Genomic DNA, 16,358 nt, shown 5'->3' on the forward strand with positions numbered 1-16,358 from the left:
GATGAAAATTAAATTTCAGCTACCTGACTTCAGTCAATTCCCAAGTGCCGAACTGGATGCATCACTAACCAAATCCAGTGAAATATTTCGCAACATTGGAATGGGCAAAGAAGCTGGGCAAGAGTACGAAGCCATCAAACAACGCTTGATTTTATTCGCAATATATCAAGAAACTGAGTTTCGAATCGATAAACCTGCCGATGCGTATCGCGTGTTTTCTGTCCTGATTCAAGAATCCGCACCTGATGATGTGCTTGATATGCTTCTTCAAGAGAATGGCTTTTATCATCTACTCCAGAGCATTATCCCAAACATTAACGAATCAAACTGGGAGTTAATTTGCAAGAAGCTATTAACACTGTATTATAGTAGATATTATGATTTGAATCAGTTGCCTTCAGAAAGTCGAGAGGTATTTGATAACCTATTGCAGGATCTGATGGATGAGTATGATGGCAAAAATCGCATGGTACTACAAGCCATACCAAGAGTTAAACCTATTTTACAAAGCGCAAAATACATACTTAAAAGCTATCCCAAAGGAACTGAACTTCGGGACATATACGATGATTTGTTTTTGTTGTCTCATTTTGAGATATGGGAAGCGCTACAAATTGCTTACTTTATTGAGCGCGCAAAGACATGGCATGCAAATCAGTATGATGAATCTGTTAAATTAATATTAAAAGAAGTTTTAATTCATAAGGATAAAAGTATCGGTGGGCCACGCTCACTACTCGAAGAGGTGGCATATATTATGCTATCAAAATGTCATGTCATCGGCAGAATTAGTGACGAATGGCTTGAGTGGTTGCGAGAACATATTGGTGATCCGCGCCTGTCCAGAAATGAAAACGCATGGCTTCGTATCGATGCTTCCCTATATCGTTGGGTGCGTGGATTATTATCACAACAGGATGTTAAAGAATTCTTAACCATCATGACAGATGGCAATAATGATGAAATTTATCAATATCGTCAGCAATTTTGGATGCAATATGTCAATCGTGTGCAGTTTTCGAAGGTAATGCTTGGTCAGGATGCTCAGGCTGAAGTGAGAAAAACCCGGCCAGAACTGTTTAAGCGCATGAAAAACAACCGAGAGATTTACAGTGATCTTAATGAAAAGAAGAGATCATGCATCTATATGGACTTTGGGGATTTTTGTGTTATTGAAGGCACGCACAATGCTATGGTTCGATTCTATAGGGAGTCACCCATTAATCTCACCAGGGAATCATATGAATACCAGGATTTCTATAGCACAAAGAAAGCTGACAACGCTATAATCCGTGAGGAGCCTCATCATCGTTCGCATAGATACCATTGGCAAAATAAGCTTAGAAACTATCTTTCTAATGAATTTAGGCTACATGTATCGCTTGACAAAATTTTCTTGCCAGATCTGAGTGCAGGAGCAAGAGAGCGAATTAAACAAGATTTATACTTAAGTGGCCAATCAATTGATTAACTAGGGTGTTAGCAATGTTAAAACTCAAACTGACGGGTGATTTTCAAAAATCAATCGCTGAACAATTGGAGCTAGATGGTCTTGGTAGCATCAAGGATGGATACCTGTTGGTGTCAGATAAGGATGTTTATCAACTTAGCACTGCTGAATTGGGGCAATTGGACGCACCTGATTACTTTGCAGGCACACTAACCGTAACGCTAGTTGGTAGAGGTGGATGCCGAATTGGGTTTGATGATGAGTTTGCCAGAGCGATCAGTGCATACTCCCATGACGGCTGCATACTTCGATATGATGGCCTCGATTACATTTTGCCCTATGATATGTTTTGCGTGCTTTGCAAAGTTCATGACTTCATTGAAACACAAAACAGCTCAATTATGTTTGAAATCATTGAGCTAATCCGTTCTTTTGAGAGTGGGCGTATTAGACTGGTCGGCTGGAACAACAGTGAAACGATTATTGCAGTTCCTAAGATTAAAATCGATATTCAAATTGGGCAGGGTGGCAGTTCACGAGTGAAGCCTTATCTAGAAGGTGTATCAGAGCATGAGCAAAAGGAGCGTCTACACGCCATCTTGGAGGCCAAAGACACCGAGAGCATTTTAGAAGTTCGCCAGACCGAAAATGGGCAAACCCGAGTGCGCCATGTTATACATAGCAAAGAACTCGAAGCTTATAAGCGCATCTTTGAAGTTGGTACATTAAGCCCTAGCGATACCGAAAAATTTCTACGCAATCCTACTGCCTTTATTTTAGATGGCGATGAAAGCGTAGATGATGTCGCAATCAATTTTGACAGCTATCGAATTCTGGGGATGGATAAGCCGTATCATGGGTACTTTGGCTCAAATCCCCTAGACTCCCCTATTGCGGAGGCATTGAAGCAAGATGGGGGTGTGGAAGCTGTTAAGAGTGCCATCAGAGGATTTTGCAACAACAAACCACTTGAAGAAATTGAAAAAATAAAAGACGGTCTTTGGAAGGCAATAGAGAATCGCAACCCAAGCTATGAGCTTGAGCCAGGCAATATTATCCCGAATTCAAAATTTCATCAGGCGTTAGAATTCCTTAAAAAGATTATCAAGAAAGCAAAAGAACAAGTAGAACAAGTAGGAGGACCTGTCCGAGATGATCCGCCTGGCACAAAAATTGTCATCAGTATTGCGCCTAACGATGAGATAAGCGTACAAGCTGTTACTAGTCATCTAAAAACTCTCGACAAGATCAGAGTGGATGATTTGGAAATGGGACAGTTGTTTGATGACTTTAAATCAGGCTTTCATCCAAAATCTTATCAAATCCAAGGTGTGAATTGGCTTGTTGATTTGCATAGAAACCGCTTTCATGGCGGCATCTTAGCTGATGACATGGGTCTGGGTAAAACATTTCAGCTGATTGCTTTTATCACATACTTGATTAATCGTAGCGATGATTTTGAAGGCAAGCGAATTCTAATCGTTACCCCAAAAGCGCTTTTAGATAACTGGAATAATGAATTTGAAAAGTTTTTAAAACCAGAAGTGCTGGAGAATGTCGCTATTCGGGTACTGCGCGGCCGAGATTTATCCAGAATTAAGAAGTCAGAAACGGAAGGTCAAGGTCACTATAACACCTTTGATGTTAAGCAATTTTTAAGCAGTCCATTGAATATTTTGCTGCTTTCTTATGAGACACTTTCTAATTATCAGTTTGCTTTTGCTGATCCGCAATTTAATTGGGGCTGTATCATCTATGATGAGGCACATAAGATTAAAAACCCAAATGCTCAAACTTCTCAGGCTGCTCGTGCAATCAGTAGTTTGTGTCCATTTAATGTCTTACTTACAGGTACACCAATTGAGAATGAATTAAGAGATTTGTGGGCATTATTCGATGTTTTTGCACCCGAACATTTTGGTAGTTGGAAGACATTTAAAGACTCCTATGTCAAAAATCAAAAAAACGATCCATCTACAGAAGATCGGCTGCGTACACACGCATCAAAATACCTACTTCGTCGACTAAAGAAAGATTATCTAAAAGAACTTCCAAATAAGCATGAAATTGAGCATACTGTGACCCTGACTGAGCCAGAAATTAAAGACTATCTAGAGCTCAGAGACATGGATGAACCCACCTTAACTCGACTACATAAATTAAAAATGTTCTCACTTGTTGGAAAGACACTTAGCCCTGAAGATATTTGCAACTTTAGCAAATTTAAAAAACTAACTGAGCTTTTAGATGATATTCAACAAAAACAAGAGAAGGTTCTCATCTTTATTGTAAGAAAAGAAGCGCAAAATATATTAAAACATGCTATTCATAAGCGCTACGGTATTGAGGTAAATATCGTCAATGGTGAAACTACGAATACTCAGCATTTAATCGATCGCTTCCAATCCAAAGAAGGATTTGGAGTAATCATCTTATCAACCGTTGCTGCCGGCGTAGGATTAACCATCACAGCGGCTAACCATGTATTTCATTATGAACGCTGGTGGAATGCCTCTAAGGAGGATCAGGCCAGTGATCGTGCTTATAGAATTGGACAGGCAAAAGATGTGTATATTCACTATTTGCTGACTGATATCCCAAAACAGGGAGGGCAAACCATCACCACTTTGGACATGGCCATTCATGAACTAATTAGCAATAAGAGAGACACTGCAGGGTTCTTAATCCCTCCAAAAAATATTACGACTGACGAGGTTGTTAACGGAACAGGCTTGGGAACATTTGAGTCCATACTAAAGCAGCTTGATTGGAAAGAATTTGAGCAGCTTGTATTGGAACTCTATCAAGCTCAAGGATATCAAGGCAAACTAACCCCTATTGGTGATGAAGACTATGGTGCTGATGTTATCGTGCAGCAAGGAGATGTTAGAATTGCTGTGCAGTGCAAGCATAGCTCAAAGGGTAGAATTCAGGATGATATGGCCATACGAGGTTTGGTACAGCAATCTAGGACAGTTTGGAACGTAAATAAGCTTGTTGCTGTCACCAATACAGAATTTAGCCGTACAGCAAAACAGGCTGCCGAAGAACACGGGGTTGAGCTTATTGAAGGTTTGGAGTTGATAAAGCTTATCAGGGAATATAAAGATCGGATTCCAGTGTTGCAAGCGGAGGGTCTGTAGTGAAAAGCATCAATCTCCTATAGAGGTTAGAATGGTTAGTAGAACATCCTACTAACCATTATCCAGTTTGCCATGTTAAATATATCTTGGTTTTGATTTTTATTTCTTCAGTGATACTGATGCGTTTTTCACAATATTTAAGTGTTAATTTATTAATTTTTTATGAATAATTTTTATCTAACACGCCAACTGCACGAACAAGACAATAAAGAACGATTGATTGAACAAAATCAACTCTTAACCGCTGAACACAAACTCATTATTGTACTGGCGGAACCGGGGGCTGGGAAAACGTGTTTATTGGATGATTTAGCCAATCAAGCAGGTGTTCAAAAACATACAGCAAAAGCTTTTGCGTATAGCAAACATGTCAATGAAACCGATACATTGATTATTGATGGCTTTGACGAATGGGCAAATAATCAAAATCATGATATTTATGAATTACTTGCCAAAATCCAAGATTGTCAACCTGAAAAAATCATCTTATCTAGTCGTTCTGGCGAATGGTTGGCACAACACACACAGGCTTGTCAAGAGATACTTGGACGAGACAAAACTACTTACAAAAAAAATTATAGAACAACATACTAATAATTTTAAAAAAATATTAACACTACATTCTGCGAATTATCTTTCTGAAGATTGCATAGAAATATTGAAAAAATATATTTCTGATAGTGAAGAAATTCTTAAAAAAAATACATCCAAAGAAATATTGGATAAGCATATAAATATTTGCACAAAGACATTAAATCAACATGATGATATTTTTTCCCACATGATAACTTACAAAAAAATTCTAGAACAGCATGTTGATATTTGCAGAAAAATGCAGATACCCGAAATCCAAATCTTCTATTTATCTGCATTTGTGGAAACCGAGCAGGCACAAATTTTCCAACATCTTCACGCAGAACACGATTTCAAACAATTTTTACAGGCAACCAAACGCATTGAATTAAGTCCATTATTAGGCAACCCTTTGTTTTTCAAATTATTTGCTAATGCTTATGCTGAACAAAATGGGCAATTTACAACTAAACGTGCCGCATTTGAAAGTGCCATGAATTATTTGGCGAAAGAAGAAAATCTGAACTACAGCAACACATTGCCATATAAGGAAAAATTGGCATTAATAGAAAATTTATTCGCAAAATTATTGTTGTCAGGTTCTGAAGGTGTGGCATTATCGGATAAAGCAGAAACTAAATTGTTTCCGCGTATTGAAACGATTGTTGATAATCCTGATATTCGGCAAATTTTGCATACCCGTTTTTTTCAAACAGCTGATGAAACAGAACGCCACCGCCCAATTCATAGAATTGTTGTGGAATATTGTGCTGCCAAAAATTTGCTGGAACGAATCAATCAAAAAATCAATCCATTACGTTTATCGCAATGCTTGTCAGTTATTGCACCCAATGGCGTGGTGCGTGAAGATTTACGCGGTTTGGTTGGCTGGTTGGCAGCATTGAGTGAAAGTCGTGAAATTCAAGAACAGCTTATTGAGTTAGACCCATACGCCGTGATTGCCAACGGTGAGCCATCTTTACTTTTGCCAACTTCCAAACGTAAACTATTGTCTAAATTACAACAACTTAATGATGAAAATTCTTATTTCCGTGGTAGCGATAGATGGTGTTCATTGAGTATATCTGGATTTTTTAACGAAGAAATAGTTGAAGAAGTAAAACAACTTTTATTGAAAAGTGAAGGCGATTTACAAGGATTATTGCTCGAATTATTGGTGGACACGCCAATTTTGTCTGCATTAGCTCAACCTTTGCAAGACATTGTTCGCTATACCGATGATAAAAGAAAAGATTGGTACGTTCGCACACTAGCAGGAGAATTACTGTGTGAAATTCTCGACTATCCACATAAAGATGAATGGCGGTTTTTACTAAAAGCTGGCGATACCCGATCGCTAAAAATTGCTGCCAATATAATGACAAATTTTCCCAACATTTTTCAGCCCACCGATTTTGAAGAATTATTACGTGAATGTGCCAAATTGTATCCTGCTGATAAATATGGGTTTCATCTAGTAATCGGCGAGCGTTATTTCATCCATGAATTCATCGAAAGTTTGACCTTGCCAACAGTAGAATTTTTGTTAAATAAACTATCTGCTGATTTATCTTGCACTTGCAGTAAAAAAATACACGATTGCGATTGCCTACATGGGATTAGCAATATTATCAGTATGTTGTTGGATAACTTTTTTGAGCATACACCTGAACCTTATAATCCTGAACAAATCTGGGATTGGCTAAAAAATTTACATTTCTTGCGCAGAAGTCCAAGTAACAAAACGCTCTCTATGCAGATTTTGCAAGAAAACATCTCCTTGCGAAAAGAAATTTTAAGGTTGGCATTTGAGCAGGCTACGGAAGGAGAAGTTATTCACCAAATACGTTTGCAGAAATTTGATTGGTATGGGCACATTGGCTTACGTTTACAGCCGACAGATTATTGGTATTTAGTAGATTTGGCTTTTGAAAAAGATAATGTTGAATTATGGCGATATTTTAGACAAATTCATGTTTATGATAAAGAAAATGAAAATAAAGAAAATCCTTTACGTCATCATATGCGACAACAAGCAATGCAGAAACCAAATTTTTTAACGGCTTGGTATTTGACAAAAGAAAGGAAGCAATATAAAGATAATTTCCAAGCAAAATACGAAAGAAGACAGCGGAGAAAGAATTCAAAAATTAAAAAGCGCAATATGCAGTATGCACTTGAAAATTATCAACAAATCAAGCATGGCCAAGATTTGAAATTTTTAAAACATTTTGCTTATTTACTCTTACAAGACTTAAAACTTTTTAAGGAGAGTTTTGATAATGAGGAGTTGGTTAAAATGTCGCTCTTTAATAGCATCAATTTTATTGAGCAATATATTCCCAATCTTGATGAATTGATCGATTTAAAACGAAAATCTGAATTTTCAAATATTCAAACCGTTCTATATGCTGCAAGTTTAGAGATATTAAAACGAGAAAGAAATTTGAATCGCTTATCCAAAAAAGCATTAACAGCATTAAGAGTGCATTTAGATGTGCATTACTCTGATGTATCTAGTGAAGAACGAACCGCACTACAGACAGAATGCAATCGCCTTCTTTTTTCAAATCAGGCAAGCATTGAATCATTTTTGCGAACCTATATTGAACCACAATTAGTGGATTCTCAATGCAAGCATCCATGTGTTGGTTGGCTGTCTTATGATGAGATATTTAAACCATTCCAAAAAACTTTATCTCTGGAATGGTTGCAACGCTTTGATGATATGCCTGAATATGCTTACACCGAATTATTCAAGCAAGCAGCGTTACACGGTGATTTAGCTCAACTTAAAGCATTGATTGCACAAAAATGTACAGCGTTGGCTAAACAACATCCTTACAAAACAGATAATGCAGAATTGGAACAAAAGCGTGAATTTTGGTATTTACAAGCGTTCTATTTTTTGGATTCAGGATATGAAAGTTATTGGTATTGGTTACAACAAGATAGTGATTTAATTTTTAAAATAGACAATAATGTGGGTAGCCTGAAAAATAATGATTATGTGGTGTTATCAGCAGAAAAAATTGAGCTTGTGTTGAATACGTTTATTGATAAATGGGAAAAAGTAGATTTGCCTAGTGGACATAGTAGCAGTAGCCCAAGAGAAGAAAAAGCATACCGTTTATTGCGTGATTTGGTTTATAAAATAAATGATTCGCGCAATGGTAATCCTATTCCTGTACTCAAACGCTTATTGGCAAATGAAAAATATCAGGATTTCTATCCCATATTGAAAAGCCAATTATTTCATCATGTTCATCAGCAAAAAATTAAAAATATTGCTGTACCAACAATGAAAGAAACGGTTGATTTATTGGAAAATCATCAGGTTATTAGTGTGGAAAGTATGCGTGCGTTGATTTTGGAAGAATTGGCAGCGTATCAAGCAGATTTAAATGGCAGTGAATTCACCAGCAAAGATAGTTTTTATAATGGCGATAAACACGTTGATGAAAATCGTGCTACGCAAATTGTCGGTGAACGCTTGCGGTTGAAATTGGAACGCTACGGTATTGATTGCAATTTAGAATACCTGATGAGTGACAATAAACGCTGTGATTTTACTTGTTCCAAACGCATTCACGATAGACAGAGATTGCTTGTAGTAGAAGCAAAAGGTCAATGGCATAAAGAACTTTATTCAGCGATTGAAAACCAACTGGTTCGCCAATATACCACTCATCCGAATGCAGAAAAGCAAGGGATTTTCTTGGTTTATTGGTTTGGTATGCAGGAAAAGTTAGCAGGTTTAAAAAATACAATGTCTAGTGCGAGCGAATTGCAACGCGATATTAAAAGTAGAATGCCTGTTGAATTACAAGGCTTGATTGATGTTTTTGTGCTAGATGTTTCGGTGGATGCTTAAACCAGTTGTACCGGCACAATATTCCTAGACACCCTATAAAAGCTTATACCCCAAGCTGGGAGAGTATTCTCTCATGACAAACGGTATCAGCAGTACAGTATCGAGTATAAGCTGAGAATAGCAAAGCTTATCATATAAAATATTACAATATATGAGTGGGATAATCAAACTATTGAGTACTCAGCGCTAAACTGAATTAAATCAGTCTTGACCTATTTCAAAAGAAGAATACGTAAAGATGATTTTTTCTTGTTATAACCCTAATAATATACAAATAATTAAAGTTTTTATGGTTATACCCATAAACAAATGATGAAATTGGCTTAACATTTGGCATATAACCAAAAAAACTAGAGAGATTAATTAAGTCACCAAAATCTCAAACTATGCAAAACATGCCTTTAATTAAAGTACTGAAAGGCAACATTCGCCCTACTTCACCAACAAATACCCCTTACCACGACCATTACGCACAGTGGTTGCTAATCCCATGCTCTCAAGTTCATTGAGTAACTTGCGAGCGGTACTGTCTGAGATGCCAAGCTCATTAGACACTTGTTTGGCGGTCAAAACTTGATTAGATGGCGAATTTGTGAGTAGCTGATACTGATGGATGCTAAGATTGCCATAATCAACAGCTAGATTTGCAGGTACGGATTTTGGCATAGATTGCGGCACTTGGTTAATCGACAGTAGTGCTTGTAAATCGTTAATGGCACGATCAATGATGGTGAGCTGATAAGCAATAAAATAAGTCATATCCAATTCATCAGTTTCTACATCAATATAGCTTTGCGCATACTGCTTGGGTGCTTTATGCAATAAGCGACTGATGGAGATATAATCAAAATGCGTATAGCCTGATTTTTGTAGTGACCAATAAAACAAAGCGCGGGCAGTTCTACCATTGCCATCACCAAAAGGATGAATAAATCCAAGCAGAAAATGCAGAATAATCGCTTTGACAATCGGATGGATAAAGTCATCTCCCTGATGATCTGCATTGGCAAATTCGCAATACGCCTGCATCAAGGTCGGTAGCGTCTGCCATGTAGGAGGCTGGTGAACAATTTGCCCGTCATAATCAGCAATGACAATCTCATCATCTTGGCGAAATTCACCCGAAATCGCATCATTGTCAATCGCACCCTCTGTAGCGATTCGGTGCAATTGCAAAATCATAGTGATATCAAGCGGTTGATTTATTTGTTGTTTCACCGCTTGCATCAAGTGATAATTATTGACAATCATCACCTCGCTTTTATTCATAGGTGCACGGCGACTGCCGAGTAGCTCTTTAGCAACCTTGCGTGTGGTAGATGCACCTTCAAGCTGAGCACTGGTAATCGGCTCTTCAAAGAGCAGCTCTTCGGTATCAATAGGCCATTGCCATTGCTGATAGTGATGCTCAATGTGATATAGCTTGGCTTGTAGGCTTTGTGGTAAGCAATACGAGAATTGATAGCCACCAATATGCATCGACTGCATGATGGCGTGACGGTTGAGTTTTTGGGTAAGCCAGCGCCGTTTGCTGTCAGCTGGGTGACGATAGAAAAACTGCTCCCATGACAAATAACGCCCCTTGGCATCTATCGGTGGATGCTCTGCCAAATACCCCAAAAGCACAGACGAAATATCCCCCGCTTCTAGTTCTGATAAAGTAGGTGGCTTGGGTAATTTCATCGTTATTTTCCATAAAATGTCGCAATTTATCGTATTTTACCTTATTTTATCGTAATTTGTCGTAAATTATCGTATTTTATCTCAGTTTGTCGCTAATTGACTTTATGGTAATTAGTTTATACTTGAAACTTTTGTATATATAGAAAAAGTTTCAAGTATAATTGAAACTTTTTCTATATTAAGCTAAAATAGCAATTATAGTTTTAGGATTTTACCGTGAAAAAAGATTTAGTTTATCGCCAAAAATACCTTGAAATGGTACGCCCGTTTATCGGAAAACGTTTGATTAAAGTGTTTACTGGGCAACGCCGTGTAGGCAAAAGCTATTTGCTGTTTCAGATTATGCAAGAGATTCAAACAGTGGATGAAAATGCCCACATTATTTATATCAACAAAGAAGACTTGGCATTTAGTCACATTACAACCGCAGAGCACCTGAATGATTTTGTGCAAGAGCAGAAAAAGAGCGGTCAAAAAAATTACATTTTTATCGATGAAATTCAAGAAATTACAGATTTTGAACAAGCGTTGCGTTCGCTTTTATTAGATGACGAATTGGATTTGTATTGCACGGGTAGCAATGCTCATTTGCTTTCACGGGATATTGCAGGTAGCCTGAGTGGGCGAGCGATTGAAATTAATGTCCACTCCCTGTCCTATTTTGAATTTCTTGAATTTATGAAACTGGACGATAGCGATAAATCGATGTCACTGTTTTTGAAATATGGCGGTTTGCCTTATTTGAAAGACTTGCCGTTGCAAGACAACATCGTGTTTGAATATCTACGAAATATTTATTCCACCATTGCCATTCGGGATATTGTGAACCGTTATTCATTGCGAAATGTGCAATTTTTAGAGCAGCTTACGCAATTTTTAGCAAGCAATATTGGCAATTTGTTTTCTGCTAAAAAAATCTCTGATTTTTTAAAATCGCAGAAAATTACCACATCAAGCATGCAGGTACAAAATTATGCGGAATATCTTGCCAACGCCTTTTTAATTCACAAAGTACCACGCTATGATATTGAAGGTAAACGCATTTTTGAGATTGGCGAAAAATACTATTTTGAAGATTTAGGTTTGCGAAACGCCCTGATTGGCTATCGGGTACAAGATCGTGGCAAATTGCTTGAAAACTGCATATTCAATCATCTTCAAATCGCAGGTTATGATGTCAAAATCGGCGGTTTAAATAGCCAAGAAATTGACTTCGTGGCAGAGAAGGATGGTGAACGTATATATGTGCAGGCGGCGCTGACCATTAATGAAGAAAAAACACTTGAGCGAGAATTTGGCAACCTGCTGAAAATCCAAGACAACTACCCGAAATATGTGGTGACAATGGACGAATTTGACGGCAATACTTTTGAAGGGATACAGTGTTTGAGTTTGAGGGTATTTTTGAGAGAGATTCTGGGTGGATGATGCACTGGTACACCAAAGTGATTGATGAATACATTCACTACTACAATCATGATAGAATAAAAGTAAAATTAAAAGGACTGAGTCCTGTACAATACAGAACTTAGTCCTTCATTAAACCTTAACCGTTAATCTTAGTGTCTAAGAATTGGGGGTCGGTTCATTAGCTGGGCATTTTCTTTACGAAGTCGCTCAAGCTCTCGTTGTTCTGGTGTTAGGGCATGACCTGTGGGCAATGGCTTGCCTTGAAGTTCAAGACGATAACGCTTAAGCCAGTTTTCTAAAGTAGATTTACCGATATCATATTGCCTAGCAACATCAACAACACGCTGATTTTGCTCTTCAATGAGTTTGACCATTTCTAGTTTAAATTCGTTGCTGTACTGCTTACGCTGTTTTGTCATGAGAGATTACTCCTAGTTTGGGGTAGTATAACCTCTTATGGGGTGTCTGGGGATATTATACCGGTACAACCACTACATAAAGGCATGGGGCTTCCTTGTGGTGGGGTTGGTGAAACTCACCTACCCCCTAGAGAAACCCCGCCATTTCTGGTGGGGTTTTTTGTTTTCAAAAGAAAAAGCCCACCATTATCTTATAATGGCAGACTCTTTCAGTGGTGTGTCTTGAGGGTCGTGATACAATCACGAACAATCCCCAAGCTCGCTCTGATATTTTAGCATAAAATGTTCATCACTTGTTCAAGAACCAAGTTTTTGCTTCAAAAATGCCAAATCTCTTCGCCCATCCAAAACTTCTAAGATATGTACCGTATCTTCAATGATGGTGTAGTACACCAAAAATGGCAGTTTTGGCACAACCATTTTTCTTATATTGGGCGAAAAATCAGCCATAGGACAGCGTTCAGGAAAATATTCAAGTGAACCGATTGCTTCTTGAATGGCTGTAATGTTGGCTTCAGCCACAATATAGCTGGCAACATCCACATAGTATTCATAAAGCGACATCAGTGCTTGCTTGGCATCATCAGAGATGGCAATGTTATAAGCTTGACGCATTATAACTTACCCTTGGCTTGCGCATATTGTTTGCCATGTTCACGAACAGCAGCAAAGCAATCATCAACCGAAGTGCCTTTTTTGCCATCCAGCACATTTTGATATGCCTGCATGACGCGCTTTTCGACATAAGCTTCGTATTCTTCCTGCTCTTTGACTTCCTGCAGGGCTTTATCCACCAGTTCACCCATCAGATAATTCAGTGTGCGGTTTTGACGCTTGGCAAGTTGCTCTAGTGCTTGCTTTTTCTCAAAATCCATCACAAGTGATACTCTGGATTTTTGTGTAATTGTATTAACTGCAGCCATCAGCTACCCCATTATTATTAACTTATCATAACAGTTAATAATATATACTACTTAGGTAAAAAAGTCAATAAAATGCATATTCCACTCCAAATGATCACCCATTCCACTTTTCACGTGACCACTCATTCCACTCTTATTTGACCACCCAATAAAAAACCACCAGCCAAGCCAATGCCCAACTGATGGTTTGATGTCGTTTTTTATCTGTCTGTTTATTTTAATAAACCATTTAGTTAAAAACTCATCCCTAAACTCACACCACTCACCCAATCTTTGTTTGAAAAGCCTTTGGGCTCACTGATTGCTTTTGAAGTAAAGATTGTAGTGGTACAATATGAGTGGGATAATCGAACTATTGGGTACGCAGTGCCAAACCGAATTAAATCAGTCTTGAGCTTTTCAAAAGAAGAATACGTAAAGATGCTTTATTCTTGTTATAACCCTAATAATACACAAATAATTAAAGTTTTTATGGTTATATCCATAAATAAATGATAAAATCATCTTGATATTAAGGATACAACCAAAAAAGTGATTCAAGATGATTAACCGCCCAAACTATCTCAAGCAACTAAAACCCTTTATCAATATGCCTTTAATCAAAGTGATTACAGGCATTCGCCGTTCAGGAAAATCAACGGTCATCAAGCTGTTGCAAGCACAATTATTGGCACAAGGCATTGCCGAGCAACAAATTATTCATATCAACTTTGAAAGTTTTGCCTATGCTGATTTTAAAACTGCAGACAAGCTTTATACCCTTGTGAAAGAGAAAATTCAGACCGCTGAAAAATACTACCTTTTGCTTGATGAAATTCAGCAAGTGGCTGATTGGGAAAAAGCTGTTAATGCCTTTATGGTGGATTTCAATCTTGACCTTTATATCACAGGTTCAAACTCGCATTTATTGTCGTCTGAACTGGCAACTTATCTTGCTGGGCGTTATGTAGAAATCCCGATTTTTACCTTATCGTATCAAGAATTTTTGGATTTTAAGGCAGGCTACTCACAGCAAACTATACAAAATCCCACCGCGCTTTTCACAGAATATTTACGCAAAGGCGGTTTTCCGATGGTGCATACAGCAGAGTATGAGCAGGAAACTGTCTATAAAATCGTGCAAGATATTTATGCATCTGTGATTTTGCGAGATACGGTGCAACGTCACAAAATTCGTGATGTGGAGCTGCTCGAACGTATCGTTAAATATGCTTTTGACAATATCGGCAACACATTTTCAGGCAAAAATGTAGCGGATTATTTCAAAAGCCAACAGCGAAAAGTGGATTTAAACACCGTTTATAACTACTTAAAAGCCTTAGAAAGTGCCTTTATTTTACACCGTGTTGAGCGGTTTGATATTAAAGGTAAAGAGATTTTGAAAACCCAAGAAAAGTTCTATTTAGGCGATGTGTCCTTACTTTACGCCACAATGGGTTTTCGCACAAGCCTAATTTCAGGTATTTTGGAAAATCTGGTTTATTTAGAACTCAAACGCCGTGGCTATCAAGTGTATATTGGTAAATTGGGTACACAAGAAATTGATTTTATCGCCCAAAAGCAAAGCGAGAAAATCTATATCCAAATAGCGTATAAATTAGAAAGCGAACAAACCGTCCAGCGGGAATTCTCGCCTTTGCAGGCCATTGCGGATAATTATCCAAAATATGTGATTACAATGGATGATTTTTGGCAGGAAAATATTGATGGGGTCATGCATCAGCATATTGGTGAGTTTTTGTTGGGTAATTCATAAAAAGAGGTCAAAGCGTGTAGTGGTACACTAATCCCTCATTTCCAGCTCCAATAAAGTGGGAGGCTTAGACAACTTCATCGTAATATGCCGTAAATTATCGTATTTTATCTCAGTTTGTCGCTAATTGACTTTTGGGCTATTATTTTATACTTGAAACTTTTGTATATATAGAAAAAGTTTCAAGTATGATTGAAACTTTTTCTATATTAAGACAAGTTTTCAATGATCATTTTAGAAAAGTTTAGCCTTGAATTGTCAAACCAACAAACTCTTATTTTGTTGATATATCTCATCTAAATGCTGAGCAATCATTGAAATGGTATATGCCAGTACAAAACACTCAAATACCGAGTCGGCTGATAGTTACTTATCATAAGCAAGCACCTCGGCGATGGTTTTGGGTTTGATTGCTTTAGGTTTGGTTAATTCCATAAACCGAGCAATGTCATCCAAAATCATCCACAATAACAAAAAGTTCTTCAAAGAAATATGACCTGTATTCTCAAACCGACGAATGGTTGGCTCAGGAATCAAGGATTTTTCAGCCAGCGCTCGGCGTGACAGCTTGGCATCTTTGCGTTTTTGTTTTAGATACGCCGCCAAAGCAGTGGTGATGCCGCACTCAGCACTTAGCAAATGACAGGGATCAAGCAGGGGTTGTTTGAGCTTTTGGCAGCGACACTGGCAACCGAGCAGCAGTCCACACCTACGCCATCATTGGAGCTGTACCATATTGAGCGTATCAAGCGACACATTAATGCCAGACTGATGGATGCTGATCTCACCATCAAAACCATCGCCCAAGAGCTCAATATCTCAACCAGCTATCTGCATCGATTATTTCAAAGCCAAGAAATGTCCGCTTCACAGTACCTATGGCGTCAAAGACTCGAAGCCTGCCGCCAAGATCTAAGCGACACCCAACATCGGCTGAGCATTTCGCAGATTGCGTATAAGTGGGGATTTAATGATGCTGCGCACTTTAGGCCGCAGTTTCAAGACACAATTCGGCTGCTTGCCTAAGCAATACAAGCAGCAACTGGTGCTTAATCCACTGTGATGTGAATTTGGGTAAGGGGTAATGCTTGCAACCCACCATTGCATTTTTAGAATATTATGTTGTAAAA

The 16,358-nt window shown here is 38.1% G+C and carries 12 protein-coding genes and 1 pseudogene; 8 read left to right on the forward strand and 5 right to left on the reverse strand.

Annotation, left to right across the window (positions count from 1 at the left end; all coding sequences use genetic code 11):
- Position 1: 1 nt before the first annotated feature.
- The 4 genes from NGM44_RS04340 (at position 2) to NGM44_RS04355 (ending at position 9,040) form a co-directional block, all read left to right on the forward strand.
- Complete coding sequence (locus NGM44_RS04340; RefSeq protein WP_253224390.1) at positions 2-1,471, forward strand: EH signature domain-containing protein; 1,470 nt, start codon at positions 2-4, stop codon at positions 1,469-1,471.
- 14 nt (positions 1,472-1,485) lie between these two features.
- Positions 1,486-4,593: an SNF2-related protein gene (locus NGM44_RS04345; protein ID WP_253224391.1), complete on the forward strand. Its 3,108-nt coding sequence runs from the start codon at positions 1,486-1,488 to the stop codon at positions 4,591-4,593.
- Between the two features lie 162 nt (positions 4,594-4,755).
- Complete coding sequence (locus NGM44_RS04350) at positions 4,756-5,187, forward strand: hypothetical protein (RefSeq protein WP_253224392.1); 432 nt, start codon at positions 4,756-4,758, stop codon at positions 5,185-5,187.
- Positions 5,138-9,040: a hypothetical protein gene (locus NGM44_RS04355; RefSeq protein ID WP_253224393.1), complete on the forward strand. Its 3,903-nt coding sequence runs from the start codon at positions 5,138-5,140 to the stop codon at positions 9,038-9,040. Before NGM44_RS04350 ends, NGM44_RS04355 begins: the two co-directional genes overlap by 50 nt.
- A 432-nt stretch (positions 9,041-9,472) precedes the next feature.
- Here the strand turns inward: NGM44_RS04355 and NGM44_RS04360 are convergent, their stop codons facing one another.
- Entirely contained in the window at positions 9,473-10,723 is a 1,251-nt protein-coding gene (locus tag NGM44_RS04360; protein ID WP_253224394.1) for a Fic family protein, read from the reverse strand.
- Positions 10,724-10,939: 216 nt separating this feature from the next.
- On the opposite strand from NGM44_RS04360, the gene NGM44_RS04365 reads away from it, so the two are divergent.
- Positions 10,940-12,151: an ATP-binding protein gene (locus tag NGM44_RS04365; protein WP_253223553.1), complete on the forward strand. Its 1,212-nt coding sequence runs from the start codon at positions 10,940-10,942 to the stop codon at positions 12,149-12,151.
- A gap of 20 nt (positions 12,152-12,171) precedes the next feature.
- Positions 12,172-12,255 (forward strand): annotated as a pseudogene (locus NGM44_RS04370) (IS3 family transposase); the annotation flags it as partial.
- A gap of 27 nt (positions 12,256-12,282) precedes the next feature.
- Here NGM44_RS04370 and NGM44_RS04375 read toward each other — a convergent pair.
- From NGM44_RS04375 to NGM44_RS04385, 3 genes are all read right to left on the reverse strand, one after another.
- Entirely contained in the window at positions 12,283-12,552 is a 270-nt protein-coding gene (locus tag NGM44_RS04375) for a transposase (protein WP_253224395.1), read from the reverse strand.
- A 297-nt stretch (positions 12,553-12,849) separates the two neighbouring features.
- The gene (locus tag NGM44_RS04380) at positions 12,850-13,167 is read right to left on the reverse strand and encodes a type II toxin-antitoxin system RelE/ParE family toxin (protein ID WP_078255047.1); all 318 of its coding nucleotides are present in this window, start codon (positions 13,165-13,167) and stop codon (positions 12,850-12,852) included.
- Positions 13,167-13,475 carry a hypothetical protein gene (locus NGM44_RS04385; protein WP_253224396.1) on the reverse strand — a complete coding sequence of 103 codons (309 nt, stop codon included), beginning with the start codon at positions 13,473-13,475 and terminating at the stop codon, positions 13,167-13,169. The genes NGM44_RS04380 and NGM44_RS04385 overlap by 1 nt, the downstream gene beginning before the upstream one ends.
- Before the next feature lie 589 nt (positions 13,476-14,064).
- Here NGM44_RS04385 and NGM44_RS04390 point away from each other — a divergent pair.
- Positions 14,065-15,231 carry an ATP-binding protein gene (locus tag NGM44_RS04390; RefSeq protein ID WP_253224625.1) on the forward strand — a complete coding sequence of 389 codons (1,167 nt, stop codon included), beginning with the start codon at positions 14,065-14,067 and terminating at the stop codon, positions 15,229-15,231.
- 363 nt (positions 15,232-15,594) lie between these two features.
- Here NGM44_RS04390 and NGM44_RS04395 read toward each other — a convergent pair whose 3' ends face one another.
- Entirely contained in the window at positions 15,595-15,867 is a 273-nt protein-coding gene (locus NGM44_RS04395) for a helix-turn-helix transcriptional regulator (protein WP_253224397.1), read from the reverse strand.
- Here NGM44_RS04395 and NGM44_RS04400 point away from each other — a divergent pair, their 5' ends adjacent.
- Positions 15,868-16,254 (forward strand): helix-turn-helix domain-containing protein, encoded by a 387-nt coding sequence (locus NGM44_RS04400; protein ID WP_253224398.1) that lies wholly within the window; start codon positions 15,868-15,870, stop codon positions 16,252-16,254.
- The last annotated feature ends 104 nt before the right edge of the window (positions 16,255-16,358 follow it).

The sequence above is a fragment of the Moraxella sp. FZFQ2102 genome (assembly GCF_024137865.1).
Lineage (GTDB): Bacteria > Pseudomonadota > Gammaproteobacteria > Pseudomonadales > Moraxellaceae > Moraxella.

What these genes read in the sequence shown, in the direction of transcription:
- NGM44_RS04350 (WP_253224392.1), top strand. Translation starts at nt 4,756, where the DNA reads ATGAATAATTTTTATCTAACACGCCAACTGCACGAACAAGACAATAAA.
- NGM44_RS04390 (WP_253224625.1), top strand. Translation starts at nt 14,065, where the DNA reads ATGCCTTTAATCAAAGTGATTACAGGCATTCGCCGTTCAGGAAAATCA.
- NGM44_RS04400 (WP_253224398.1), top strand. Translation starts at nt 15,868, where the DNA reads ATGACAGGGATCAAGCAGGGGTTGTTTGAGCTTTTGGCAGCGACACTG.
- NGM44_RS04360 (WP_253224394.1), bottom strand. Translation starts at nt 10,723, where the DNA reads ATGAAATTACCCAAGCCACCTACTTTATCAGAACTAGAAGCGGGGGAT.
- NGM44_RS04380 (WP_078255047.1), bottom strand. Translation starts at nt 13,167, where the DNA reads ATGCGTCAAGCTTATAACATTGCCATCTCTGATGATGCCAAGCAAGCA.
- NGM44_RS04345 (WP_253224391.1), top strand. Translation starts at nt 1,486, where the DNA reads ATGTTAAAACTCAAACTGACGGGTGATTTTCAAAAATCAATCGCTGAA.
- NGM44_RS04340 (WP_253224390.1), top strand. Translation starts at nt 2, where the DNA reads ATGAAAATTAAATTTCAGCTACCTGACTTCAGTCAATTCCCAAGTGCC.
- NGM44_RS04375 (WP_253224395.1), bottom strand. Translation starts at nt 12,552, where the DNA reads ATGACAAAACAGCGTAAGCAGTACAGCAACGAATTTAAACTAGAAATG.
- NGM44_RS04385 (WP_253224396.1), bottom strand. Translation starts at nt 13,475, where the DNA reads ATGGCTGCAGTTAATACAATTACACAAAAATCCAGAGTATCACTTGTG.